Origin of the sequence: Kosakonia radicincitans DSM 16656, from assembly GCF_000280495.2 — a bacterium.
GTDB lineage: Bacteria > Pseudomonadota > Gammaproteobacteria > Enterobacterales > Enterobacteriaceae > Kosakonia > Kosakonia radicincitans.
Genome location: NZ_CP018016.1, coordinates 804,671 through 830,372, shown reverse-complemented (window position 1 = coordinate 830,372; position 25,702 = coordinate 804,671). Strand labels below are relative to the sequence as shown.

General features: G+C 54.3%; 22 protein-coding genes and 1 pseudogene. 11 read left to right on the top strand and 12 right to left on the bottom strand.

Going from position 1 to position 25,702, the window contains the following annotated elements:
- Nucleotides 1–67: 67 nt before the first annotated feature.
- The 7 genes from argO to tkt all read right to left on the bottom strand — a co-directional run bounded on the left by argO (nucleotide 68) and on the right by tkt (nucleotide 8,782).
- The gene (gene argO / locus Y71_RS04175) at nucleotides 68–703 is read right to left on the bottom strand and encodes an arginine exporter ArgO (protein ID WP_035942045.1); all 636 of its coding nucleotides are present in this window, start codon (nucleotides 701–703) and stop codon (nucleotides 68–70) included.
- Nucleotides 704–841: 138 nt separating this feature from the next.
- On the bottom strand, nucleotides 842–1,702 hold the full coding sequence (gene mscS / locus Y71_RS04170) for a small-conductance mechanosensitive channel MscS (RefSeq protein ID WP_007370229.1): 861 nt from the start codon (nucleotides 1,700–1,702) through the stop codon (nucleotides 842–844).
- 186 nt (nucleotides 1,703–1,888) lie between these two features.
- Nucleotides 1,889–2,968 (bottom strand): class II fructose-bisphosphate aldolase, encoded by a 1,080-nt coding sequence (gene fbaA / locus Y71_RS04165; protein ID WP_007370228.1) that lies wholly within the window; start codon nucleotides 2,966–2,968, stop codon nucleotides 1,889–1,891.
- Between the two features lie 201 nt (nucleotides 2,969–3,169).
- A complete protein-coding gene (gene pgk, locus Y71_RS04160) occupies nucleotides 3,170–4,333 on the bottom strand; it encodes a phosphoglycerate kinase (RefSeq protein WP_007370227.1) in 1,164 nt (387 codons plus the stop codon).
- A 48-nt stretch (nucleotides 4,334–4,381) separates the two neighbouring features.
- The gene (gene epd, locus Y71_RS04155) at nucleotides 4,382–5,401 is read right to left on the bottom strand and encodes an erythrose-4-phosphate dehydrogenase (protein WP_007370226.1); all 1,020 of its coding nucleotides are present in this window, start codon (nucleotides 5,399–5,401) and stop codon (nucleotides 4,382–4,384) included.
- A 344-nt stretch (nucleotides 5,402–5,745) separates the two neighbouring features.
- Complete coding sequence (locus Y71_RS04150; RefSeq protein WP_007370225.1) at nucleotides 5,746–6,495, bottom strand: phage antirepressor KilAC domain-containing protein; 750 nt, start codon at nucleotides 6,493–6,495, stop codon at nucleotides 5,746–5,748.
- Between the two features lie 295 nt (nucleotides 6,496–6,790).
- On the bottom strand, nucleotides 6,791–8,782 hold the full coding sequence (gene tkt / locus Y71_RS04145; RefSeq protein ID WP_007370224.1) for a transketolase: 1,992 nt from the start codon (nucleotides 8,780–8,782) through the stop codon (nucleotides 6,791–6,793).
- 279 nt (nucleotides 8,783–9,061) lie between these two features.
- On the opposite strand from tkt, the gene loiP reads away from it, so the two are divergent.
- Nucleotides 9,062–9,820 (top strand): metalloprotease LoiP, encoded by a 759-nt coding sequence (gene loiP / locus Y71_RS04140; protein ID WP_007370223.1) that lies wholly within the window; start codon nucleotides 9,062–9,064, stop codon nucleotides 9,818–9,820.
- Between the two features lie 373 nt (nucleotides 9,821–10,193).
- Nucleotides 10,194–11,462 (top strand): annotated as a pseudogene (locus tag Y71_RS04135) (OprD family outer membrane porin).
- A 65-nt stretch (nucleotides 11,463–11,527) separates the two neighbouring features.
- On the opposite strand, the gene speA reads toward Y71_RS04135, so the two are convergent.
- The 3 genes from speA to yqgG form a co-directional block, all read right to left on the bottom strand.
- Nucleotides 11,528–13,504, bottom strand: coding sequence for a biosynthetic arginine decarboxylase (gene speA / locus Y71_RS04130; protein ID WP_071531973.1), 1,977 nt, complete (start codon nucleotides 13,502–13,504; stop codon nucleotides 11,528–11,530).
- Nucleotides 13,505–13,512: 8 nt separating this feature from the next.
- Entirely contained in the window at nucleotides 13,513–13,695 is a 183-nt protein-coding gene (gene yqgB / locus Y71_RS30965) for an acid stress response protein YqgB (protein ID WP_139201280.1), read from the bottom strand.
- Between the two features lie 93 nt (nucleotides 13,696–13,788).
- Nucleotides 13,789–13,932, bottom strand: a complete 144-nt coding sequence (yqgG, locus tag Y71_RS31070; protein ID WP_007370218.1) for a small protein YqgG — start codon at nucleotides 13,930–13,932, stop codon at nucleotides 13,789–13,791.
- A gap of 418 nt (nucleotides 13,933–14,350) precedes the next feature.
- Here yqgG and metK point away from each other — a divergent pair, with 418 nt between their 5' ends.
- The 8 genes from metK (at nucleotide 14,351) to ruvX (ending at nucleotide 21,541) form a co-directional block, all read left to right on the top strand.
- Nucleotides 14,351–15,502 carry a methionine adenosyltransferase gene (gene metK, locus Y71_RS04115; RefSeq protein WP_007370216.1) on the top strand — a complete coding sequence of 384 codons (1,152 nt, stop codon included), beginning with the start codon at nucleotides 14,351–14,353 and terminating at the stop codon, nucleotides 15,500–15,502.
- Between the two features lie 390 nt (nucleotides 15,503–15,892).
- Nucleotides 15,893–17,287, top strand: a complete 1,395-nt coding sequence (locus Y71_RS04110; protein ID WP_007370214.1) for a sugar porter family MFS transporter — start codon at nucleotides 15,893–15,895, stop codon at nucleotides 17,285–17,287.
- A gap of 79 nt (nucleotides 17,288–17,366) precedes the next feature.
- Nucleotides 17,367–17,873, top strand: coding sequence for a SprT family zinc-dependent metalloprotease (locus Y71_RS04105; protein ID WP_071531972.1), 507 nt, complete (start codon nucleotides 17,367–17,369; stop codon nucleotides 17,871–17,873).
- Between the two features lie 86 nt (nucleotides 17,874–17,959).
- Entirely contained in the window at nucleotides 17,960–18,658 is a 699-nt protein-coding gene (endA, locus tag Y71_RS04100; RefSeq protein WP_007370212.1) for a deoxyribonuclease I, read from the top strand.
- A gap of 92 nt (nucleotides 18,659–18,750) precedes the next feature.
- Nucleotides 18,751–19,482 carry a 16S rRNA (uracil(1498)-N(3))-methyltransferase gene (rsmE, locus tag Y71_RS04095; protein WP_007370211.1) on the top strand — a complete coding sequence of 244 codons (732 nt, stop codon included), beginning with the start codon at nucleotides 18,751–18,753 and terminating at the stop codon, nucleotides 19,480–19,482.
- A gap of 13 nt (nucleotides 19,483–19,495) precedes the next feature.
- A complete protein-coding gene (gshB, locus tag Y71_RS04090) occupies nucleotides 19,496–20,443 on the top strand; it encodes a glutathione synthase (protein WP_007370210.1) in 948 nt (315 codons plus the stop codon).
- A 118-nt stretch (nucleotides 20,444–20,561) separates the two neighbouring features.
- A complete protein-coding gene (locus Y71_RS04085; RefSeq protein ID WP_007370209.1) occupies nucleotides 20,562–21,125 on the top strand; it encodes a YqgE/AlgH family protein in 564 nt (187 codons plus the stop codon).
- Entirely contained in the window at nucleotides 21,125–21,541 is a 417-nt protein-coding gene (ruvX, locus tag Y71_RS04080) for a Holliday junction resolvase RuvX (protein WP_007370208.1), read from the top strand. The genes Y71_RS04085 and ruvX overlap by 1 nt, the downstream gene beginning before the upstream one ends.
- A 153-nt stretch (nucleotides 21,542–21,694) precedes the next feature.
- On the opposite strand, the gene Y71_RS04075 is transcribed toward ruvX, so the two are convergent.
- Nucleotides 21,695–22,387 (bottom strand): IclR family transcriptional regulator domain-containing protein, encoded by a 693-nt coding sequence (locus Y71_RS04075; RefSeq protein WP_007370207.1) that lies wholly within the window; start codon nucleotides 22,385–22,387, stop codon nucleotides 21,695–21,697.
- 65 nt (nucleotides 22,388–22,452) lie between these two features.
- On the opposite strand from Y71_RS04075, the gene Y71_RS04070 reads away from it, so the two are divergent.
- A complete protein-coding gene (locus tag Y71_RS04070) occupies nucleotides 22,453–24,711 on the top strand; it encodes an FAD-dependent oxidoreductase (RefSeq protein WP_007370206.1) in 2,259 nt (752 codons plus the stop codon).
- Here the strand turns inward: Y71_RS04070 and Y71_RS04065 are convergent.
- On the bottom strand, nucleotides 24,708–25,688 hold the full coding sequence (locus tag Y71_RS04065; protein WP_035889571.1) for a type IV pilus twitching motility protein PilT: 981 nt from the start codon (nucleotides 25,686–25,688) through the stop codon (nucleotides 24,708–24,710). The two genes, Y71_RS04070 and Y71_RS04065, sit on opposite strands and share 4 nt — an antisense overlap.
- Between the last annotated feature and the right edge of the window lie 14 nt (nucleotides 25,689–25,702).

Below are 25,702 nucleotides of genomic sequence, written 5' to 3'. Positions count from 1 at the left end.
GTCCGAATACGCAGACGCCTTGGCAGCAAGCTTAGCGGCTCAGCGTGAATTGTCCATCGGACTTACCCTAACTGAATAATCCCTGTACATGATGAATACCTTCATGCGCAAGCTGGAAGGCAATAAACCACATCACCAACCCAACCACAGCATTGATTAGCCGCTGCGCTTTCGCCGTGCGCAAACGCGGAGCAAGCCAGGCAGCGAGTAACGCAAGGCTGAAGAACCACAGGAAAGAAGCGCTCACCGTTCCCAGCGCGAACCAGCGCTTTGGCTCCGCATCCAGCTGTCCGCCGAGACTACCCAGCACCACGAAAGTGTCGAGATAGACATGCGGGTTGAGCCAGGTAACCGCCAGCATGGTCGCAATGATACGCCAGCGCCCCTGGCGTAATGCTTCGGCGCTTGCCAGTTCGAGATGACTACTCAGTGCCGTTTTCAGTGCGCCAAAACCGTACCATAGCAGAAACGCCACACCGCCCCAGGTCACCAGCGCCAGCAGCCACGGGGATTGCATCAACAGCGCGCTGCCGCCAAACACGCCAGCGCAGATCAGCACCACATCGCTCATCGTGCATAAAAAGGCAGTCATGATGTGATACTGCCTGCGGATCCCCTGGTTCATCACAAAAGCGTTTTGCGGCCCAAGCGGCAGGATCAACGCGGCCCCAAGCATAAGGCCTTGAAAGTAATAAGATAACACGTCGTAATTCCGTCAGATTGTTTCGGAAGCAGACTATAGCGCGGGAACATCATTAGCGGAAATTGATAATTTTAATCGTTAAGTAGCAATGCTAATGTTGATGAGCAAAAAGAAGGCCGGCGCCGCCGGCCCCATATCTTACTGCTCTGTCTGCTCATGAGAACGTTTGAGGTTTACGTCCATCTGCGGGAACGGGAAGCTGATGCCATTCTCGTCAAAGCGACGTTTGATCAGCTCCAGCACATCCCAGTAAACGGCTTGCAGATCGCTACTCTTACTCCAGACACGCACCACAAAGTTAATGGAGGACGGCCCCAGTTCATTCAGACGCACCGTCATTTCGCGATCTTTGATAATGCGTTCATCAGCCTGGATAATTTCAGTCAGAATGCGTTTCACCTGGTCGATATCAGAATCGTAAGCCACACCGATAATAAATTCGTTGCGACGCACCGGCTCACGAGAGAAGTTCACGATATTTCCGGCAATGATTTTACCATTTGGGATCACCACGATACGCCCGTCCACCGTACGCATAGTGGTGGAGAAAATCTGCACCTGCAACACGGTTCCGGCAACGCCACCCAAATCGACATATTCCCCCGAACGGAACGGGCGGAAAGTCACCAGCAGCACGCCAGCGGCGAGGTTCGAAAGCGAACCCTGCAACGCCAGACCGATGGCTAAACCGGCGGCACCCAGTACGGCAATCACCGAGGCCGTCTGCACGCCGACGCGACCCAACGCGGCAATCAGGGTAAAGGCGATAATGCCATAGCGTACCAGCGCGGAGAGAAAATCAGCCACGGTAGCGTCGATGTGTCGCGCAACCATCACGCGATTAACCGTATTCGAGACAATACGCGCCACAATCATACCGACAATAATGATGGCGATAGCCGCCACAATGTTAACGGCATAGCTCAGCAGCAGCGCCTGATTGTTCACCAGCCACGAGCCTGCGTCGTTAATGCTGTCAACAACGTTAAGATCTTCCATTCGTGCTTCCTTATGTTGTTCCAAAATGGGAAAACCACCCCTTCAAGCAAGGAGAGATCCCTAAAGGGTAAACAAAAAGCCGCATTTACGCCAAGTAGATCACACTTTGTGCTCTACGCCAGCTTATTGAAATGGCAATAAAAAAGGCCCGCATTTTGCGGGCCTTTTCAGATAAAGCAGCGGAAATTACAGAACGTCTACTGCATTCAGTTCTTTGAAAGCCTGCTCCAGACGAGTCACCATGCTGGTCTGCGCTGCACGCAGCCATACACGCGGATCGTAGTATTTTTTGTTCGGCTGGTCTGCGCCTTTCGGGTTGCCCAGTTGGCCCTGCAGGTAGCCTTCGTTTTCTTTGTAGTACTTCAGGATACCTTCCCAGGTTGCCCATTGGGTGTCGGTATCGATGTTCATTTTGATAACGCCGTAGCTTACAGAGTCTTTGATTTCCTGAGCAGTAGAACCGGAACCGCCATGGAATACGAAGTTCAGGCTGTTGTGCGGCAGGTTATGTTTTTTGGAAACATATTCCTGAGAATCGCGCAGGATAGTCGGGGTCAGTTTCACGTTACCCGGTTTGTAGACACCGTGTACGTTACCGAAGGAAGCTGCGATGGTGAAACGCGGGCTGATTTTGCTCAGCTCAGTGTAAGCGTAATCAACGTCTTCCGGCTGGGTGTACAGTGCAGAAGCGTCCATATGGCTGTTGTCCACGCCATCTTCTTCACCACCAGTGCAACCCAGTTCGATTTCCAGAGTCATGCCCATTTTGGACATGCGCGCCAGATATTTGGAGCTAATGGCAATGTTCTCTTCCAGAGACTCTTCGGAAAGGTCGATCATGTGAGAAGAGAACAGCGGTTTACCGGTTGCAGCGAAGTGTTTTTCACCCGCGTCCAGCAGACCGTCAATCCACGGCAGCAGTTTTTTCGCGCAGTGGTCAGTGTGCAGAATGACCGGAACGCCGTAATGTTCTGCCATCTGATGAACATGGTGGGCGCCAGAGATTGCGCCGAGGATTGCTGCGCCCTGAGGAACGTCAGTTTTCACGCCTTTACCGGCAATAAACGCAGCGCCGCCGTTAGAGAACTGAACGATAACCGGTGCTTTAACTTTGGCAGCAGCTTCCAGAACGGCGTTGATGGAATCAGTACCCACGCAGTTAACCGCTGGCAGAGCAAAGTTATTTTCTTTAGCTACCTGGAACACTTTCTGAACGTCATCACCAGTGATCACGCCAGGTTTTACGAAATCAAAAATTTTAGACATGTACGTAGTCCTGTATCTTCGGCCGTTTCAGCTCGTCATAATTCGTGCTGCCAGTGGGCTGGCTTCTCTCGCGCCTCCAGTGACTCACTATGGCGAGTTTTTGGAGTTTCGCTGCGTCACCGTCTTCTGGCAGCGCGAATTAGTTAGAGCAACAATTGAATCGTTTTGAAAAACAGGCGGGGTTATCCCGCCTGAACAATTTTACTTCTTAGCACGCTCTTCGAGCATGGCTACTGCAGGCAGAACTTTGCCTTCCACGAATTCGAGGAATGCGCCGCCGCCAGTAGAGATGTAGGAAATCTTGTCAGCAATACCGAACAGGTCGATAGCAGCCAGAGTGTCACCACCGCCTGCGATGGAGAACGCGTCGCTGTCGGCGATAGCGTTAGCCACGATTTCAGTACCTTTACGGAAGTTCGGGAATTCAAACACGCCAACCGGACCATTCCACAGAATAGTTTTGGCATTTTTCAGAATTTCAGCCAGTTTTTCAGCAGATGCATCGCCCAGATCCAGAATTTGCTCATCATCTTTGATGTCATTGACGGATTTCAGGGTTGCCGTTGCGGTTTCAGAGAACTCGGTGGCTACGCGAACATCAGTCGGGACCGGAATATCGCAAGTGCCCAGCAGACGTTTTGCTTCGTCAACCAGGTCAGCTTCGTACAGGGATTTACCTACGTTGTGGCCCTGAGCAGCGACGAAGGTGTTAGCGATACCGCCACCAACGATCAGCTGGTCAGCAATTTTGGACAGAGAGTCCAGAACGGTCAGCTTAGTGGAAACTTTAGAACCGCCAACAATAGCAACCATCGGACGAGCCGGTTCTTTCAGCGCTTTACCCAGCGCGTCCAGTTCGTCAGCCAGCAGCGGGCCTGCGCACGCTACGTCAGCGAATTTGCCGATACCGTGAGTAGAAGCCTGCGCACGGTGAGCAGTACCGAATGCGTCCATAACGAATACGTCGCACAGCGCAGCGTATTTTTTCGCCAGCGCTTCGTCGTCTTTCTTCTCGCCTTTGTTGAAGCGAACGTTTTCCAGAACAACCAGTTCACCGGCAGCCACTTCAACGCCGTCCAGGTAATCTTTAACCAGACGAACCGGGTTGGAGAGTTTGTCTTTCAGATAGTTAACAACCGGCAGCAGAGAGAATTCTTCGTTGTACTCGCCTTCGGTCGGACGACCCAGATGGGAAGTTACCATCACTTTCGCACCCTGCTTCAGCGCCAGTTCAATAGTTGGCAGGGAAGCACGGATACGCGCGTCGCTGGTGACTTTGCCATCTTTAACCGGCACGTTCAGATCAGCACGGATGAAAACGCGTTTACCAGCCAGATCCAGATCGGTCATCTTAATTACAGACATGGTGAATCCTCTCAATGATTCTTAAAGTTTTGCGAGCGCTGTCGCGCCCTACCTGAAACCAATAGCCGACATTGCTAACGTCGTGTCGAGCATCCGGTTAGCAAAGCCCCATTCGTTGTCGCACCACACAAGGGTTTTAATAAGGTGCGCACCACTTACCCGCGTCTGTGTGCCATCAACAATGGCGCTGTGCGGATCGTGATTAAAATCGGTTGAAACCAACGGTAATTCCGTATAATCAACTATACCATGAAATGTCCCACGCGCTGCTTTTTGCAGCAACATGTTGACTTCCATAGCTTTTACAGGTTTTTTCACCGTTACGCTCAGATCGATCGCGGTCACGTTAATTGTCGGTACGCGCACCGCTATCGCTTCAAATCTGTCATTAAACTGCGGGAAAATTCGCGTGATGCCCGCCGCCAGTTTGGTATCCACCGGAATGATCGACTGGCTGGCCGCACGCGTACGCCGCAGATCGGAATGGTAAGCGTCAATCACTTGCTGGTCATGCATCGCGGAGTGAATAGTTGTCACCGTTCCCGACTCAATGCCATAAGCATCGTCGAGCAGTTTTATGACCGGAATAATACAGTTTGTCGTACAGGAGGCATTAGAGACCAGAAGGTCTTCAGAGCGAAGGGTTTCCTGGTTAACACCGAAAACAATCGTTGCGTCGAGATCGTGGCTGCCAGGATGGGAAAAGAGCACTTTTTTCGCGCCTGCCGCCAGATGCGCCTCGCCATCCTCACGGTTGCCGTATACGCCGGTACAGTCGAGCACCACATCTACACCCAGCTCGCGCCACGGCAGTGCCGCAATTGAGCGCTCATGCAGGATGCGAATTACGTCGTCACCCACAAACAATTGTTCGCGCTCCTGGCGAACATCCCAGGCAAAACGCCCGTGGCTGGTGTCATATTTCAATAAATGCGCCATGCCCACAGCATCGGCCAGTTCATTGATTGCCACCACGGTGATTTCCGCCCGACGCCCGGATTCATATAAAGCACGAACCACGTTGCGCCCAATGCGACCGAAACCATTAATCGCTATGCGTACGGTCATAATTCTCCTGCAAGGCTAGCTGGCCTGAAGTGGATGACAGAGTAATCCAGCCACCACAGAAGGGGAATCCTCGCCTGCCTTAAACTGCGTTTGTTTGGTTAATTGTCGAACATTTAATCGACTGAAACGCTTCAGCTAGAATAAGCGAAACAAGGAATAAAAGGAATGATTGTCCAGACGGTTTCGCCAGTAATCTGACTTGCATCACATTTTTGCAGGAATAATCAGCGCGGCCAGAAGGTTCTTTCGTGAGGAAAATAACCGACAGAAAGAGGATGAGCGCAACAAAGCGTCCCTGCATGACCCGGTTGATGAAGAAAAGCAAAATCCTTTTCTGGCGCTGATTAAAACCAGCTATGCTCCAGCGCCTTCGGCTCGGTGCGTTCTGCGCGCGGCATCTCAACCGGCTGCGACGAGAGTTGCTTAGCCCACAGATCGGCCACCCACTTCACCCCCTTCGCGGTGAAACGCGCCTGAGACCAGCTACGTTTGTTTTCCCCGACGCCACCATGGACAGTGAAGTAACCTTCATCAATATGGTACTGCTGCGGCATCAATGCACCGTTTACACGCTGCATAATATTGCGCTCAAGCAAAAAGCGTCGGAACAGAGACTCTTTCACGCGCAGCATCTTGCAAAGCTGACGAAAACCAAGCGACTCTTCAACCCTGACATAGCGGTCAAAGAACTCCGCCTTTGGGGCTGAGAGAGCAAGTAACTCTTCCGCTCGCTGACGTTTTTCGTACTGCTCAGCCCAGGCGCGTGCGGCGGCGGCAGGATTCGTAAAATCGGGCAGACTGATAAGCTTCTCTTTCTCCTGCCAGCGATCGAGCATTTCTGCCGTAAAGGTCGGCGAGAGGCGCGAAACCGTCAGCAATGAGTCTCGTTTATTAAGCAAAAATTCTTGTCGCATCTCGCCTTCTCGCTCGTACGGGTGCTCTTTCACCGGCTGGGAGAGCCGCTGCGCGGTTTCCAGGCTTTTCACCATCCGCTTCACTTCGCCATGCGTCACGCCTGTCAATTTTGCGATTTCACGGCTGCTGATTGTCGCCAGCACAGGCTGAGAATTGAGATTGTCACCAGGAATTATCATAGGTTCACTCCTTACTCACATTCACCCTGGATAATTTGCAGAATTATTATACAACTTACTGGATGTATATCCAGTATATTTTTCATGCACGGATCAATGTCGTTTTAGTCGAGTCACTAAGAAGAGAGTGTTGGGTCAGGAGGCAGAAGATTAGGGGTATAGCTGAATGACGGATGGCGCTTCGCTTATCCGGTCTACATATTCTGCAACCCCGTAGACTTGATAATGCTCAAGCGCCATCCGAAATGACTTTTCATGCAGGCCCGGCAGGCGGAGCGCCGCCGGGCAAGAGTGGTTACAGCAGCGCTTTCGCTTTTGCCACCACATTGTCAACGGTAAAACCAAACTCTTCAAACAACAGTTCTGCCGGAGCAGATTCGCCGAAGGTGGTCATACCCACTACCGCGCCGTTCAGGCCGACGTATTTGTACCAGAAGTCCGCAATGCCGGCTTCGATAGCCACACGGGCAGAAACCGCTTTCGGCAGCACGGATTCACGGTATGCCGCATCCTGTTTGTCGAAGGTGTCGGTCGACGGCATGGAAACCACGCGCGCCTTCACGCCTTCGGCAGTCAGTTTTTCATAAGCAGCAACCGCCAGTTCCACTTCGGAACCGGTAGCAATCAGGATCAGTTCCGGCTGACCAGCACTCTCTTTCAGCACGTAGGCGCCACGGGCGACATCTGCCAGTTGCTGTGCCGTACGCTCCTGCTGCGCCAGGTTCTGACGGGAAAGGATCAGCGCAGTCGGACCGTCAGCACGTTCAACGCCATATTTCCACGCCACTGCGGATTCCACCTGGTCACACGGACGCCAGGTGCTGACGTTCGGGGTCAGGCGCAGGGAAGCTACCTGCTCGACCGGCTGGTGCGTCGGGCCGTCTTCGCCCAGACCGATGGAGTCGTGGGTGTAAACCAGCACCTGACGCTGTTTCATCAGCGCCGCCATACGCACCGCATTACGGGCATATTCAACGAACATCAGGAAGGTCGAGGTATACGGCAGGAAACCGCCATGCAGCGAGATACCATTGGCAATTGCCGTCATACCGAACTCGCGCACGCCGTAGTGAATGTAGTTACCGGCAGTGTCTTCGTTAATCGCTTTCGAACCGGACCAGATAGTCAGGTTGGATGGCGCCAGGTCAGCGGAGCCGCCGAGGAATTCCGGCAACAGCGGACCGAAAGCTTCAATGGCATTTTGCGACGCTTTGCGGCTGGCGATTTTCGCCGGGTTAGCCTGAAGCTTCTCGACAAACGCCTGCGCTTTGGCATCGAAATCAGACGGCAGTTCGCCCTTCATACGGCGGGTGAACTCAGCGGCTTCCTGCGGGAAGGCTTTGGCGTAAGCGGCGAATTTGTCGTTCCACGCCGCTTCTTTGGCCTGGCCGGCTTCTTTCGCATCCCACTGTGCATAGATTTCAGACGGGATTTCAAACGGCGCGTATTTCCAGCCGAGCGCTTCACGGGTCAGAGCGATTTCAGCATCGCCCAGCGGCGCACCGTGGGAATCGTGGGTACCGGCTTTGTTCGGCGAACCGAAACCGATGATGGTTTTGCACATCAGCAGCGACGGTTTATCGGTAACAGCACGGGCTTCTTCCACTGCACGTTTGATGGCGTCCGCGTCGTGGCCGTCAATGCCGCGCACTACGTGCCAGCCGTAGGCTTCAAAGCGTTTCGCCGTGTCATCGGTGAACCAGCCTTCAACATGGCCGTCGATGGAGATGCCGTTGTCATCGTAGAACGCAACCAGTTTGCCCAGTTTCAGCGTACCGGCCAGGGAGCAGGCTTCATGGGAAATGCCTTCCATCATGCAGCCGTCGCCCATAAAGGCGTAGGTGAAGTGGTCAACAATCTCGTGCCCAGGACGGTTGAACTGCGCTGCGAGAGTTTTCTCTGCAATCGCCATGCCCACGGCGTTGGCAATGCCCTGCCCCAGCGGACCAGTGGTAGTTTCCACACCCGCGGTGTAACCCACTTCCGGGTGGCCCGGAGTTTTCGAGTGCAGCTGACGGAAGTTCTGCAGCTCGGACATCGGCAGATCATAGCCGGTGAGGTGCAGCAGGCTGTAAATCAGCATCGAACCGTGGCCGTTGGACAGCACAAAGCGGTCGCGATCGGCCCAGGCCGGATTCGTCGGGTTGTGGTTCAGAAAATCACGCCACAGGACCTCGGCGATGTCCGCCATACCCATCGGGGCTCCCGGGTGACCGGATTTGGCTTTCTGTACCGCGTCCATGCTCAGCGCACGAATAGCATTGGCAAGCTCTTTACGTGAGGACATTTTGACTCCAGATCGGACTGTTAAGGGCTGTTCCCGTAACGACTTGACGACAGCGCGTTTTGGGCTACGCCGGAAAAAAGTGCCAACAATGTAACCCAAGCGGCATGCCATGTACATGGAGCATCCTTTTGCCGATTCAGAAATCTCTGGAAGCCGCTCGCATGTTGCGCAATCTACTCGCCTGGCACTCTGACTCTTCCTTATACTGACAATCTGCAGGTTCGTCTTGAGCCGGCGTAGTTAGCAGCATATTGACTCAACCATTACGGAAAATAACAAATGAAAATTCGCCCGCTTCTCTTTGCTCTGGGAATAACAACCGTCCTTGCTGGCTGCCAGAATATGGACTCAAATGCTTTTCTCAGCTCCGGCGCAGAAGCTTTTCAGGCCTACACGCTGAGCGATGCGCAAGTAAAAGCATTAAGTGATGACGCCTGTAAACAGATGGACAGTAAAGCAACCATCGCGCCCGCCAGCAGCACCTACAGCCAGCGCCTGGCTAAAATTGCTGCTGCGCTCGGCGATAACATCAACGGCCAGCCGGTCAACTACAAGATTTATGTGGCAAAAGACGTGAATGCTTTTGCCATGGCAAACGGCTGCATCCGCGTCTACAGCGCGCTGATGGATATGATGACCGACAACGAAGTTGAAGCGGTGATCGGCCACGAAATGGGCCACGTTGCGCTGGGCCATGTGAAAAAAGGGATGCAGGTGGCGCTGGGCACCAATGCGATACGCGCAGCCGCAGCGTCAGCAGGCGGTATTGTCGGCAGCCTGTCGCAGTCGCAGCTCGGCGCACTGGGCGAACAACTGGTAAATTCACAGTTCTCTCAGCGCCAGGAATCCGAAGCGGATGACTACTCCTACGATCTGTTGCGCAAACGCGGCATCAACCCGGCAGGGCTGGCGACCAGCTTTGAGAAACTGGCAAAAATGGAAGAGGGTCGGCAGAGTTCGATGTTTGACGATCATCCGGCATCGGCGGAGCGCGCCCAGCATATTCGCGATCGCATGGCCGCAGACGGAATTAAATAATCGCATTGGGAGGCAATATAGCCTCCCTTTTTGCCAGGCCTGAAAAATATTCATCTCAGAAAAAACGCATTAATTGCCAAAACAATAGCACGGAACGCCAAATAGAAATCCCGTTACCACAAGTGTATTATTTTTTAAAAAAATCTGATGCAGTAATTTATTTCGCAGAGCAGAATCACAAACATATTTCCCCACTTAAATATTGGGGTATGTCCAGATAATAAATAATCTACCCCTGCTCTGCTACTTTCTGGGACAAGCCGATGGCAAGCCAGCAGTGCAGCAGACAACGATTGCTTTCGGGATCGTTTCAGGTAACTATAAATCAGCAAGTTATTTCTTTTGGCATTCTACAGACAGAGAAGTTCCCTCAGTGAAAAAACAATTATCCTTACTCGCTTTAAGTATTATTCTGGCAGTTCCGGCATTCGCCAGTCAGCAATCCTCAAGCCAGGGTTTTATTGACGACAGTCATTTAGATCTCTTTTTACGCAATGCTTATATTAATCGTGATTATCGCAGCGGCGCAGATAATAAAGCGGAATGGGGTCAGGGATTTATTACCACCTTTCAATCTGGCTTCACTCAGGGGCTGGTAGGTTTTGGTGTTGACGGTATTGCGCAATACGGAGTACGCCTCGATGGCGGCCGTGGCCGCAGCGGCGCAGGCGGTATCGACTTCTTTGCTCAGGATAATGACGGCAAAGCAAAATCCGATCTGGCTAAATTTGGTGCGACCGCCAAAATGCGTATCTCCAATACCGTACTGAGCTATGGTACCCAGCGCCCGGAACTGCCCATCCTGAATGCCGACAGCTCCCGTTTACTGTACGAAACCTATACCGGTACGATGCTGACCTCGAAAGAGGTTGACGGTCTGGAAGTAAACGCCGGTTACTTCACTGATGAGCAGCGTAAAAGTGATGACAGCCACAACACTGGGCTGAAAAGCCTGAGCTTCGGCGGAGCCAGCTATCAATTTAACGATCAATTCAGCGGTGCGCTCTATGCATCCCGCGTGGAAGACGTACTGAATAAACAATACCTCGGTCTGAATTTCAAACAACCGTTCAGCACCGGCCAGCAGGTGGTTCTGGATTTCAACGGTTATAACTCGCGTCTGGATCAGGGTTATGCAGACAGCCAGAATACCGGCCGCAGCAACAGTATCTAGAGCCTGGCCGCCAGCTATATTTGGGATATTCACACCTTTAAACTGGCGTACCAGCAGAGTAGCGGCAGCACCGGCTATCACTACGGCAGCTACAAAAACGTGGGCGGCGTCGGCGATGGTGGCAACACCATCTGGCTGGCGAACTCCTACTGGTCGGATTTTAACGGTGAAGATGAGCGTTCGTGGCAGGCTTCTTACGGGCTGGATTTTGCCGGTCTGGGCTTACCGGGTCTGAGTTGGACCACCGCTTATGTACGCGGCGACAACATCAAAACCACCGAAACCAGTAACGGTAAAGAGCATGAATGGTTCAACCAGCTTCAGTACCAGGTGCAGAGTGGCCCGGCGAAAGATCTGAAACTGAAAGTGCGCTACTCCGTACTGCGCGTTTCCGACAATGCCAGCGATTACAATATTGGCGGCAACGAAGTTCGCCTCTACGCAGAATATCCGTTCAACGTATTCTGATAAAAAAATCCCTTCCGCGCCTGCTGGCGGGAAGGGATTTATTTCATCACAGCGTCATTACTGTGTTATTCATCTTCCAGATAGGTGTAACCGTACAGGCCCGATTCGAACTCTTCAAGGAACTGCTGTTGCAGCGCTTCGTCCAGACCGGTCTGCTTCACCTGATCGCGGAACTGCGTCAGTAACGTATTCGGATCGAGTTGCACATACTGCAACATATCCGCCACCGTATCCCCTTCGTCAGACAGTTCAACTTCCACACTGCCATCCGGGAAGACAAACACGTCAACCGCTTCGGTATCACCAAACAGGTTATGCATGTTGCCGAGGATCTCCTGATACGCGCCCACCATAAAGAAGCCCAGGATTGGTGGGTTCTCCGGATCGTACTCCGGGATCGGCATGGTGGTCGCGATGCCGTCGCCATCCACGTAATGATCAATGGCGCCGTCTGAATCACAGGTGATATCGAGCAGCACCGCGCGGCGTTCCGGCGCATGGTTCAGCCCTTCCAGCGGCAGCACCGGGAACAGTTGATCGATACCCCAGGCATCCGGCATCGACTGGAACAGCGAGAAGTTGACGTACATTTTGTCCGCCATACGTTCCTGCAATTCGTCGATAATCGGGCGATGCGCGCGGTTGCTCGGATCGAGCTGCTTCTGCACTTCATGGCACATATTCAGATAGAGCTGCTCGGCCCAGGCTCGTTCTTGCAGGCTGAAAGCGCCAGAGGAATAGCCGACATGAATATCATGCAGATCCATCTGGCTGTCATGCAGCCATTCACGCAGCGAACGGCGGGTGCCAGGCTCGTGCATCTCCTGCCAGGTTTCCCACATGCTTTGCAGCGCACGCGGCGCATCTTCCGCCGGTGGAGTCGCTTGCGTGTACTCGTTACGTTCAACGCCAATAATGTTAGAAACCAGCACAGTGTGATGCGCCGTCACCGCGCGACCGGATTCGGTGATTACCGTCGGATGCGGCAAGCCATGCTCTTCGCAGGCATCGCCAATCGCCCAAATGATGTTGTTGGCATACTCGTTCAGGCCATAGTTGACCGAGCAGTCGGACTGCGAGCGTGTACCTTCATAATCCACGCCCAGACCGCCGCCGACATCGAAGCACTGGATATTGACGCCCAGCTTATGCAGCTCGACGTAGAAACGCGCGGATTCACGCACGCCCGTCGCGATATCACGGATGTTGGCCATCTGCGAACCGAGGTGGAAGTGCAGCAACTGAATGCTGTCGAGACGCCCGCGCTCGCGCAGGATCTCCACCAGTTGCAGCACCTGCGTTGCCGCAAGGCCAAATTTCGATTTCTCGCCGCCGGAGGATTGCCATTTGCCGGAACCTTGCGATGCCAGACGCGCGCGTACGCCGAGGCGTGGCACCACGTTCAGGCGTTCAGCTTCTTCCAGTACGATGGCGATTTCGGTCATTTTCTCAATCACCAGATAGACCTTGTGGCCCATCTTTTCGCCAATCAGCGCAAGACGAATGTATTCACGATCTTTATAACCGTTACAGACAATCACCGAACGGGTCATGCCGGCATGTGCCAGAACGGCCATCAATTCCGCTTTGGAACCGGCTTCCAGCCCCAGCGGTTCGCCGGAATGGATCAGGGATTCAATCACACGGCGATGCTGGTTCACCTTGATCGGGTAAACCAGGAAATAATCGCCGTTGTAGCCGTAGGACTCACGCGCTCGTTTGAACGCGGCATTAATCGAGCGCAGACGGTGTTGCAGGATCTGCGGGAAGCAGAACAATGCGGGCAGACGTTGCCCCTGTGCTTCACGTGCTTTTACCAGCTGTGCCAGGTCGACACGGGCTTCCGGGACGTCCGGATCCGGGCAAACGCTGATATGGCCCAGCTCGTTGACGTCGTAGTAGTTATTGCCCCACCAGGCAATGTTATAAGTACGAAGCATCTTGCTGGCTTCCTGGGAGCTCATCGCAACCTCCTGCATGGAACGTAGTACACCCTGTTCGCCTGCTGACGAAGGCGAAAACGAAGACATGTCGTCAGACATAGCGAACCTCAATCTATAAAAGTGTATACCCTGCGCACATCACGCTGAGCGATTGCCGAAGCGCGAAGAGACACAGGAATAAAATAGTTGACTACTATCGCAGTGACACATAGCGATAACAACCCATAAACAGCCTGGCATAGCCTGATTTCAGGCCAACGCCACGCCTGTGCGACCGGTTTCTTTTTCATATCATTGTAAAACACGCATCCGAACGTCTGTATGACAGCCCGGCGAAACCACGAGAAAACTCCTGTATTAGCAGGAGAGCCCTTGTTCAGGTATCACAACGCCTTACCGGCCCTGGAGTCCTGGGAAGCGCCGAAATGGGTATAACATCGGCAGGTTTGCAGATTAGAAATGCAGGTTGCGGGGAATAAACGCACGCCAGAACGGCGCGACAGATTCTGCGGAAAACGACGGTTCATTATCTCTTATCACCTCCAACGCAAGCCATAGCGACCCGCGACAAGCCAAAGCCCTGAATCAACTGCTTAACCCGGCTGGAAGTGGCGACACGGCGTTTTGGCCGTGCGCTTTTTTTTAAGAGCCGCGCGCGGCGTTTTATACCGACAACGGGGTGAAAATGCAAAATAAAAAAGCTGTGTTTGCCGCATTGTCAGGAAAAATTTCCGTCACTATTTGTGTCAGGATGAGGTCAGGATCAAAAAAAGGCTGGAAATGGGTTCAACAAGTGACCTAAAATAGCCGTCCAGATGTTAATCCATCCAGATTGATTAACTCTCAGACTTCTTGTGCCATCATCTGCAATCTGCGCCGCCAGGCGTGAAAACATCCGGGCACAGAATTCGAGCTAACCGTATTACTCCAGGGTGAAAACTTACTATGGCAAAACACCTTTTTACGTCCGAGTCCGTTTCTGAAGGGCATCCTGACAAAATTGCTGACCAAATTTCAGACGCCGTGCTGGATGCCATCCTCGAACAGGATCCGAAAGCGCGCGTTGCATGCGAAACCTATGTTAAAACCGGTATGGTACTGGTTGGCGGTGAAATCACTACCAGCGCATGGGTCGATATCGAAGAGATCACCCGTAACACCGTACGCGAAATCGGCTATGTGCACTCCGACATGGGCTTTGATGCCAATTCTTGCGCCGTACTGAGCGCCATTGGTAAGCAATCTCCGGACATCAATCAGGGTGTTGACCGTGCCGATCCGCTGGAACAGGGCGCAGGCGACCAGGGCCTGATGTTTGGTTACGCGACCAATGAAACTGACGTGTTGATGCCAGCACCGATCACCTACGCCCACCGTCTGGTAGAGCGTCAGGCTGAAGTGCGTAAAAACGGCACCCTGCCGTGGCTGCGCCCGGACGCAAAAAGCCAGGTCACTTTCCAGTATGATGACGGCAAAATCGCCGGCATCGATGCTGTCGTTCTGTCTACACAGCACGCTGAAGAGATTGACCAGAAATCGCTGCAAGAAGCGGTCATGGAAGAGATCATCAAGCCGATCCTGCCAGCCGAGTGGCTGAACGCGTCCACCAAATTCTTTATCAACCCGACCGGCCGTTTCGTTATCGGCGGCCCAATGGGCGATTGTGGTCTGACCGGCCGTAAAATCATCGTTGATACCTACGGCGGTATGGCTCGTCACGGTGGCGGCGCGTTCTCCGGTAAAGATCCGTCGAAAGTGGACCGTTCCGCAGCATATGCCGCTCGTTACGTGGCGAAAAACATCGTTGCTGCAGGTCTGGCCGATCGTTGTGAAATTCAGGTTTCCTACGCTATCGGTATCGCAGAACCGACGTCCATCATGGTGGAAACATTCGGTACTGAGAAAGTGCCAACCGAGCAACTGACGCTGCTGGTCCGCGAATTCTTCGACCTGCGTCCGTATGGCCTGATCCAGATGCTGGATCTGCTGCACCCGATCTACAAACAAACCGCTGCATACGGTCACTTTGGTCGCGAAACTTTCCCATGGGAAAAAACCGACAAAGCCGCTCTGCTGCGTGAAGCTGCCGGCCTGTAATAATCCGCTGACAGTTTTCTTCTAAAGGCCAGCCTCGTGCTGGCCTTTTGCATTTCTCGTCCGGTTATTTTCGCCGTCTATACTGTTAACGCCTGCCTGGTATTTTTCTGAAAGCGATTACACCTCACCGCTTCGCTGATTTTTTCAGATTTTTCCTTTTGAAAAAGGAATGAAGCAGAGTTGTTACATTAAGTTTCGGCTTAGTCTGAAACTTCTCCTTGGCACTCACCTTTCAACGTAAACAATCCTATAATATTTAACACTTTTATTTACATTACCGTTCTTAGCGTAATGTAACCGATTACACTCATGTGATGTGAATCACGTAATTTTGCCGGTAACTGGCCTACTTTTGTCACCGGAAAAACCAATACATCAATGGAGGGCATCATGCCTGACAATAAAAAACAGGGGCATTCAAATAAGGCGATGACCTTTTTTGTTTGTTTCCTCGCTGCACTGGCAGGATTACTTTTTGGTCTGGATATTGGGGTTATTGCTGGTGCGCTGCCCTTTATCACCAAAGACTTTCAAATTAGCTCACATACCCAGGAGTGGGTGGTCAGTTCAATGATGTTCGGCGCCGCCGTCGGTGCTGTTGGTAGCGGCTGGCTCTCCTGGCGCCTGGGGCGTAAAAAAAGTTTGATGATTGGCGCCGTGTTGTTTGTGGCGGGATCGCTGTGCTCTGCCGCTGCGCCAAATGTGGAAGTGTTGATTATTTCCCGCGTGCTGCTTGGTCTGGCCGTTGGGATCGCCTCCTACACCGCGCCGCTCTACCTTTCCGAGATCGCACCGGAAAAAATTCGCGGCAGCATGATCTCCATGTATCAGTTAATGATCACCATCGGGATTCTCGGCGCGTATCTCTCGGACACGGCCTTTAGCTACAGCGGTGCATGGCGCTGGATGCTGGGCGTGATCATCATTCCGGCGATTCTGCTGCTGATTGGGGTCTTCTTCCTGCCGGACAGTCCGCGCTGGTTTGCCGCTAAACGCCGCTTCCACGATGCCGAACGCGTGCTGCTACGCCTGCGCGACACCAGCGCGGAAGCGAAAAATGAACTGGAAGAGATTCGCGAAAGCCTGAAAGTGAAACAGACCGGCTGGGCGCTGTTTAAAGAGAACAGCAATTTCCGCCGCGCGGTGTTCCTCGGCGTGCTGTTGCAAATCATGCAACAGTTCACCGGTATGAATGTCATCATGTACTACGCGCCGAAAATCTTCGAACTGGCGGGTTACAGCAATACCAACGAGCAGATGTGGGGCACCGTTATCGTTGGTCTGACCAACGTGCTGGCAACCTTTATCGCTATCGGTCTGGTAGACCGCTGGGGACGTAAACCGACGCTGGTGCTGGGCTTCCTGGTAATGGCCGCCGGGATGGGTATTCTCGGTACGATGCTGCACCTCGGCATCCACTCACCATCAGCGCAGTACTTTGCGGTCGCCATGTTGCTGATGTTCATTGTGGGTTTTGCCATGAGCGCCGGTCCGCTGATCTGGGTACTGTGCTCCGAAATCCAGCCGCTGAAAGGCCGCGACTTCGGTATCACCTGCTCCACCGCCACTAACTGGATTGCCAATATGATCGTCGGCGCAACTTTCCTGACGATGCTGAACTCACTGGGCAATGCCAATACCTTCTGGGTTTACGGCGCGCTGAACCTGTTGTTCATTGTACTGACCCTGTGGCTGGTGCCGGAAACCAAACACGTTTCGCTGGAGCACATCGAGCGTAACCTGATGCGCGGCCGTCCGCTGCGCGAGATCGGTTCCCACAATTAACCCTTCAGGCTTCCTCTGCGGAGGAAGCCTCTGTTTTGCCTGTTGCACTCGCGCTTCGCCGATCCTATTCTCAGCACTTATGAAAACTCCCCGTCTCCCCATCGCCATCCAGCAAGCCGTCATGCAGAGCCTGCGGGATAAACTTGCCCTTGCGAACCAGAAACTGGAGCGCAGCTATCCCGAACCTAAAGTGGTGTATCAACAGCGTGGCACAGCTGCGGGCACGGCCTGGCTGGCGGATTACGAAATCCGTCTCAACCCTGTGCTGCTGCTGGAAAACCAGCAGGCATTTGTTGAAGAAGTGGTTCCGCATGAGCTGGCGCATCTGCTGGTGTGGAAACACTTCGGTCGCGTTGCGCCGCACGGTAAAGAGTGGAAATGGATGATGGAGGGCGTGCTTGGCGTTCCTGCCCGCCGCACGCACCAGTTCGAACTGGAATCGGTAAGACGCAATACTTTCCCATACCATTGTCGGTGCCAGCAGCACCAGCTTACGGTACGCCGACACAACCGCGTGCTGCGCGGCGAGGCCGTTTACCGCTGTGTACGCTGTGGCGAACCGCTCATTGCCGACGCGACTAACTGAATCCATTAAGAAATTTTCTGCTCTTACTGATTGCATCAGACAACGCCTTCCGCTACGTTGCGAACTCGTTTCACAGGGAGTTCGCTATGTTTCGTCTTTTCTCACTTTTCATCGCACTGATCGCCATTCCCGCTTTCGCAGCAGATGGCATAAACAGCTTTGCCCAGGCAAAAGCGGCGGGAGCCAAAGTTAACGCCGACGCACCGGGCGACTTCTATTGCGGCTGCAAAATTAACTGGCAGGGTAAAAAAGGCGTGGTTGACCTTGCTTCCTGCGGCTACAAGGTGCGAAAAAATGAAAACCGCGCCAGCCGCATTGAATGGGAGCACGTGATGCCTGCATGGCAGTTCGGCCATCTGCGCCAGTGCTGGCAGGATGGCGGCCGGAAAAACTGCGCCAAAGATCCGGTCTACCGCAAAATTGAAAGCGATATGCACAACCTGCAACCTGCCGTCGGTGAAGTGAATGGCGATCGCGGCAACTTTATGTATAGCCAGTGGAATGGCGGCGACGGTCAGTATGGCCAGTGCGGCATGAAGATTGATTTCAAAGAGAAGCTTGCTGAGCCGCCAGCCCGCGCCCGCGGTGCGATTGCCCGTACCTACTTCTATATGCGCGATCAATATCAGCTCAGCCTTTCACGACAGCAAACGCAACTGTTTACTGCGTGGGATAAGCAGTATCCGGTGACCGACTGGGAATGCACGCGCGATGCGCGCATTGCCGAGGTGCAGGGCAACCACAACCCTTACGTGCAGCGCGCTTGCATGGCGCGAAAGAGCTAACCTACACTAGCGACAATTGATTATCGACAGGTGCAGTGGCGCACTTTCCACCCATGAGCCGCTGCATCTCCTGACAGACGGAATTTCAAAACATGCGTATTCCCCGCATCCATCACCCTGAACCTCTCCAGCCGGGCCATGAAATCGCGCTGAGCGAAGATGCTGCAAACCACGTTGGCCGCGTGCTGCGTATGGGGCCGGGCCAGGCTATTCAACTGTTCGACGGATCCAATCAGGTGTTCGACGCCGAGATTGTTCGCGCGGATAAGAAAAGCGTGATGGTCAACATTTTGCGTAGCGAAGTGGACGACCGTGAATCCCCGCTGCATATCCATCTGGGCCAGGTGATGTCGCGCGGCGAAAAGATGGAATTCACCATTCAGAAGTCGATAGAGCTGGGTGTAAGCCTCATTACGCCACTTTTTTCTGAGCGCTGCGGGGTTAAACTGGATGCCGAACGCCTGAACAAAAAGCTCCAGCAGTGGCAGAAAATCGCCATTGCCGCTTGCGAACAGTGCGGTCGTAACCGTATTCCGGATATTCGCCCGGCGATGGATCTGGAAGCGTGGTGCGCCGAAGAAGATGCTGGTCTGAAACTGAACCTGCATCCGCGTGCCAGCCAGAGCATCAACACGCTTCCGCTGCCGGTTGAGCGCATTCGATTGCTGATAGGCCCGGAAGGCGGCCTCTCTGCCGATGAGATCGCCATGACCGCTCGCTACCAGTTTACGGATATTTTGTTAGGGCCACGCGTACTGCGTACAGAAACTACGGCGCTTACCGCCATCACCGCGCTTCAGGTCCGCTTTGGCGACCTGGGTTGAAAGGAGAAGCAGAATGATCAAGCTTGGCATCGTGATGGATCCCATCGCGGACATTAACATCAAAAAAGACACCAGCTTCGCCATGCTGCTGGAAGCACAGCGCCGCGGCTATGAGCTGCACTATATGGAGATGGCGGATCTTTACCTGATCAATGGTGAAGCCCGCGCCCGCACCCGCACGCTTTCCGTCGAACAGAACTACGACAAATGGTACGAATTCGGCAGCGAGCAGGATATTGCGCTGGCCGATCTGGACACCATCCTGATGCGTAAAGATCCGCCGTTCGACACCGAGTATATCTATGCGACCTACATTCTTGAGCGTGCGGAAGAGAAAGGCACGCTGATCGTTAACAAGCCGCAGAGCCTGCGTGACTGTAATGAAAAATTGTTCACCGCCTGGTTCCCGGATCTGACACCGGAAACGCTGGTTACGCGCAACAAAGCGCAGTTGAAAGCGTTCTGGCAAAAGCACACCGACATCATCCTTAAACCGCTGGACGGCATGGGCGGCACGTCGATTTTCCGCGTCAAAGAGGGCGATCCGAACCTGTCGGTGATTACGGAAACGCTGACCGAACTGGGTAGCCGCTATTGCATGGCGCAAAACTATCTGCCAGCGATCAAAGACGGCGACAAACGCGTGCTGGTGGTTGACGGTGAACCGGTGCCTTACTGCCTGGCGCGCATCCCGCAGGGCGGCGAAACCCGCGGCAATCTGGCGGCGGGCGGCCGCGGCGAACCACGTCCGTTAAGCGAAAGCGACTGGGCGATTGCGCGCAAAGTTGCGCCGGTGTTGAAAGCCAAAGGGCTGATTTTTGTTGGCCTGGATATTATCGGCGACCGCCTGACCGAAATTAACGTAACCAGCCCAACCTGCGTACGTGAAATTGAGGCTGAATTCCCGATCTCCATCACCGGCATGCTGATGGATGCCATCGAAAAACGTCTGGGTAAATAATCTCAGCGCACGGGGCGGGAAGGATCCCGCCCATGACAGCATTGCCAGGTGACAGATCTGCGCTTTCCCCCCATACTAGGCTGTCGCTTTTTTGAACCAGGAAACAGAACCTCTGACAATGAATTTACAGCATCACTTTCTTATTGCCATGCCTGCTCTTCAGGATCCTCTCTTTCGGCGCTCGGTAGTCTATATCTGCGAGTACAACGACGAAGGTGCAATGGGGCTGATTATTAATAAGCCGCTGGAAAACCTGAAAGTTGACGGTGTCCTGGAAAAACTCAAAATCCAGCCAGAAGCGCGGGATCCAGCCATCCGTCTGGACAAACCGGTGCTGCTGGGCGGCCCGCTGGCGGAAGATCGTGGTTTTATCCTGCATACGCCGCCCGCCACATTCGCTTCCAGCATTCGCGTTTCGGATAACACCGTGGTCACCACCTCACGCGATGTGCTGGAAACCCTTGGAACGGCAGAACAGCCGAGCGAAGTGCTGGTCGCGCTGGGATACGCCTCGTGGGAAAAAGGGCAACTGGAGCAAGAGATCATGGATAACGCCTGGCTCACCGCCCCGGCCGATCTCAACATTCTGTTCAAAACGCCGATCGCCGACCGCTGGCGCGAAGCGGCAAAACTTATCGGTATTGATATCTCCACCATGCCTGGCGTAGCGGGGCATGCCTGATGAGCGGAACCTTGCTGGCCTTTGATTTTGGCACCAAAAGTATTGGCGTCGCCATTGGGCAACGCATCACCGGCACGGCGCGTCCGCTCACCGCGCTGAAAGCGCAGGACGGCACGCCAGACTGGAAGCTTATCGAAAAACTACTGAAAGAGTGGCAGCCGGAAACGGTCATCGTCGGTTTGCCGCTCAATATGGATGGCACCGAACAGCCGCTGACGGCGCGCGCGCGCAATTTCGCCAATAAAGTGCACGGTCGTTTTGGCGTGAAAGTTACGCTGCATGATGAGCGGTTAAGTACCGTAGAAGCGCGCGCCGGTTTGTTCGAACGCGGCGGTTTTCGCGCACTCGACAAAGGCAGCGTTGATTCCGCCTCCGCCGTGATCATCCTCGAAAGCTATTTCGAGCAGCACGCCTGATCCTCGCTTCAATTCAATTTTGTAACAACCTCACCTGAATAAAGCCGCGCCTCGACCGCGGCTTTTTGCCGATCGTTTTCACAGTTTCTGACCGCCCTTTTTGCATTCCTCTGATTGTTTCTATAAAAGAAACATAACAGAGCGATAAATCTGTCAGGCCTTTTCCGTCAGATGGCTGGCCAGTGTATGAAGCGCCTGCAAGCGGGTTTCGACCTCAGCGTCTTCGATGTTCCACATTCCGGCAAAGGCCAGCGCCGCAGAGTGCGCGCCGAGGGGTTTGGCCATCGACACTTCGCCGTCGTCATGATGCCAGACCACATGGCCCTGCTGACGCTGAAGAGCGACATGCGGGCCAAGCTGCTGCCACTGCTCGTCGGTAAAGCGTTTTTGCAGTTCATCATCGCTTTCCGCCGCCAGCAGCGACATGCCGATGACAGATTGCCAGGCGGGCAGCATATGAAAACCAGCCAGCGCCTGGCTGACCTGACTACCGGGTTCGGAGTGATAGATATAGATGACCTGATCCTCCCACAGCACGCCCATCGCCACCACGATGTCTTTCGGGGCGTGGCGTTCAAGCAGGGGGAGCGCCTGGGAGAAAAGCGCCGAGCCGCGAATCGCCTGCGCCGCCAGCGCATGGATACCAGGCCCCGGCAGATAGCGTCGCTGAGCATCCTGCATGGTCAGGCCGATCGACGCCATGGTCATCAGCAACCGGTTGACACGCGTAGTGTTAATGCCCATCAGGCGAGCCAGCTCGCGGCAACCAATGGCGCGGCCACTGGAAACCAGATACTGCAGGCAGCGGATACCATCAATCAGGCTTTGGTTAGGTTGTGAGGACATTCAGGATTCGCTCATCAGATTGCTCAAAATTCGATTTTACCGTCAGTAAAGAAGGATACAAGGTTATGAAGATCTTTCCCCATAGCGAGGCAAGAACCTTTCCGACGCAGCATCTTCGCTGCGATCTGTTGGTCGCAGGCGGCGGCCTTGCCGGTCTTTGCGCCGCTCTTGCAGCTGCCCGCGACGGCTTACAAGTGGTGCTGATTCAGGACAGGCCAGTACTTGGCGGGAATGCCTCCAGCGAAGTAAGACTGTGGGCGAATGGCGCCACGTCGCATATGGGGAACAATAACCGCTGGGCGCGCGAAGGCGGCATCATGGGCGAAATCATGGAAGAGAACCTCTGGCGCAACAAAGAGGGTAACCCGGTGATGTTCGATCTGGTCCTGCTGGATCTGGCAAAAAGCCAGTCGGGGTTAACGCTTTTGCTGAATACCGCCGTTTATGAAGTGGAAAAAGAGCAGCAGCGCATTACCCGGATCAAAGCCTTCAATCCGATCAACGAAACCTTTTACAGCGTAAATGCAGCGCAGTTTTGCGACGCCACTGGCGATGGCGTGCTGGGTTTTCTGGCGGGCGCTGAATATCGCGAGGGCGCGGAAGAGGCACAAGAGCTGGGCGAGAAAATGGCGCCGGGGGATCATTTCGGCCATAAGCTGGGTCATTCGATCTACTTCTACACCAAACAAACCGATGGACCGGTCAACTTTGTACCGCCCTCTTTTGCGCTGCAAGATATAACCGAAATCCCGCGCTACAAGCGGCTGACATCGACGCTGAACGGTTGCGATCTGTGGTGGCTGGAGTGGGGAGGCCGTCTGGATACCGTGCATGAAAGCGAAGAGATCAAATGGGAACTGTGGAAAATCGTCTGGGGCGTCTGGGATCATATTAAAAACTCCGGCAACTTCCCGGAAGCTGCGAATATGACCATCGAATGGGTGGGCGCAATTCCTGGCAAGCGCGAAAGCCGCCGCTTCCTCGGCGATCATTTACTGTGCCAGCAGGATATTATCGAACAACGCGATCACTACGATGCCGTGGCTTACGGAGGCTGGTCGATCGACCTGCATCCGGCAGATGGCGTTTACAGCACGCACGACGGCTGCCGCCAGTTTCACAGCAAAGGTACCTATACCATTCCATTTCGCTGCCTTTATAGCCGCTCGCTGGACAATCTGTTCCTCACCGGCAGGCTGATTTCCGCCTCCCATGTCGCGTTTGGCAGCGCCCGCGTGATGTGCACCTGCGGTCTGCTGGGTGAAGTGGTGGGCCGCGCCGCCGCTCTTTGTAAAACAGAGCGCCTTACCCCGCGTGAACTGGCGGAGCCTGCACACATCGGCTTACTGCAACAGCAGTTACAGGCTAACGGCTGCTATATTGCACGACGCTGGCTGAACGATCCGGCGGCCGGAGCGGAGGTCAGCGCCAGTAGTGAATATCAACTGACTGAACTTCCTGCCAGTGGTCGCTGGCACGCATTAATGGGGCGGATGGCGCTGCTGCTGCCGGTACAGGCTGGTGCGCAGTTGCCGGATATCGCGCTGTTTCTGCGGGCCAAAACGCCGCAAACGCTGGCAGTATCCCTGCTCGGCAGCGCGCGTGCCGGAAATTTTACCCCCGATTATCAATACGCCGAGTCTGTATTACAGGTTTCCGGCGAAGCCTGGCACACCTTGTCATTCCGCTGGCAGAGTGACCGCGACCAGTATCTGTTTATCGCCTTCGACGTGCAGGATGTGGTCGAGATCGCTCTGACGGATACGCATCTGCCCGGCATGATGACGGTATTTAACAGCCTGAATGCACGCGTGGCGAAACACACTCGTCAGGTTGTCGATGGCGATTATGGCGTCGACGAGTTCGACTTCTGGCTGCCGCGCCGTCATCCGCAACAAATTATGCCTGCCCTGCGTTTCAGCCAGCCATTAATGGCCTGGAGCGTACAAAATGTGCTCAACGGACGCCTGCGCCCGGAGCAGCAGATCAACGGCTGGACGCCGGATGCTAACGATCCAACGCCGGAAATCGTCTGGCGTTGGGCGACGCCGCGCCAGATCCACCATCTGACGCTGGTACAGGACAACGACTTTGATAACGCCATGGAGTCGGTGCAAATGGGCCATCACTACGCGGTGACGCCACACTGTATTACGCACTACCGCCTGTGGGCGGACGATAAACTTCTGGCTGAAGTGCGGGAGAATCACCACTCCGTCTGCCAGCACCGGTTCCCCGAACCGCTGACAGCATTGAGCGTTCGGCTGGAGATCCTCGCGACAGCAGGCGCCCTGCCTGCGGTGTATTCGCTAAACGTATGTTAAAGCCACCCCTGCTGAACGCGCTGTTGGTGACTTTGCGCAAAGGTCTGCATGCCCGCCTGCTGCCCGGTCTGCATCACGCCGGGCAACTGGTGCGTTTTGCCTTCGCGGATCAGATTCGCGATCGCCGGAGAGTTAATCAGCAGCTCAAACAGCGCGATCCGCCCACCCCGCGTGTCTGCTTCCAGCCTCTGCGCCAGCACCGCTTGCAGGCTTCCGGCCAACTGGCTGCGTACCGGATCTTTCTCCTGCGCCGGAAACGTATCCACCAGACGTTCCACCGCCTGCGCTGCCCCACGTGTATGCAGCGTGGCCAGCACCAGATGCCCGGTCTCTGCAGCAGTCAAAGCCAGGCGGATGGTTTCACTGTCGCGCAGCTCGCCCAGCAGGATCACATCCGGATCTTCACGTAGCGCCGCACGCAAACCGGCAGCGAATGAGCTACAGTGCTGGCCGATCTCCCGCTGCTGGATCAGGCACCGCTTGCTGGTATGGACAAATTCAATCGGATCTTCCAGCGTCAAAATATGCCCGTCATGATGTTGGTTGAGATGCTCAACCATCGCCGCCAGGGTCGTGGATTTACCGCTGCCAGTGGCCCCGGTAACCAGAATCAGCCCGTTATCCCGCTCTAGCAGAGTGTTCAGCGCGACGGGCACATCCAGTTCAGCAAGCAATGGGCTGCTTTGCGCCAGCAGTCGCAGCGCCAGCGAGACGCCCTGATGATGGCTGAACGCACCAGCACGCAAGCGCTGTCCGCGCGCGGTGGTCAGGGCAAAATCAACCTGCCCCTGTTCTCGCCATTGCTGCTGCAGCGCGCTGCTCAGATAAGCATTGAGAAACCCGCTGATGTCAGGCGCGGTAAAAGGCGCAGGCACCAGCCGTCCCTGCTGTCGCCAGCGCGGTGGACAATGACTGCACAGGTGTAGATCCGAGACATTATGCTTTACACTAAGCTCCACTATTTCATCTATATCCATAACGCTATCCTGGA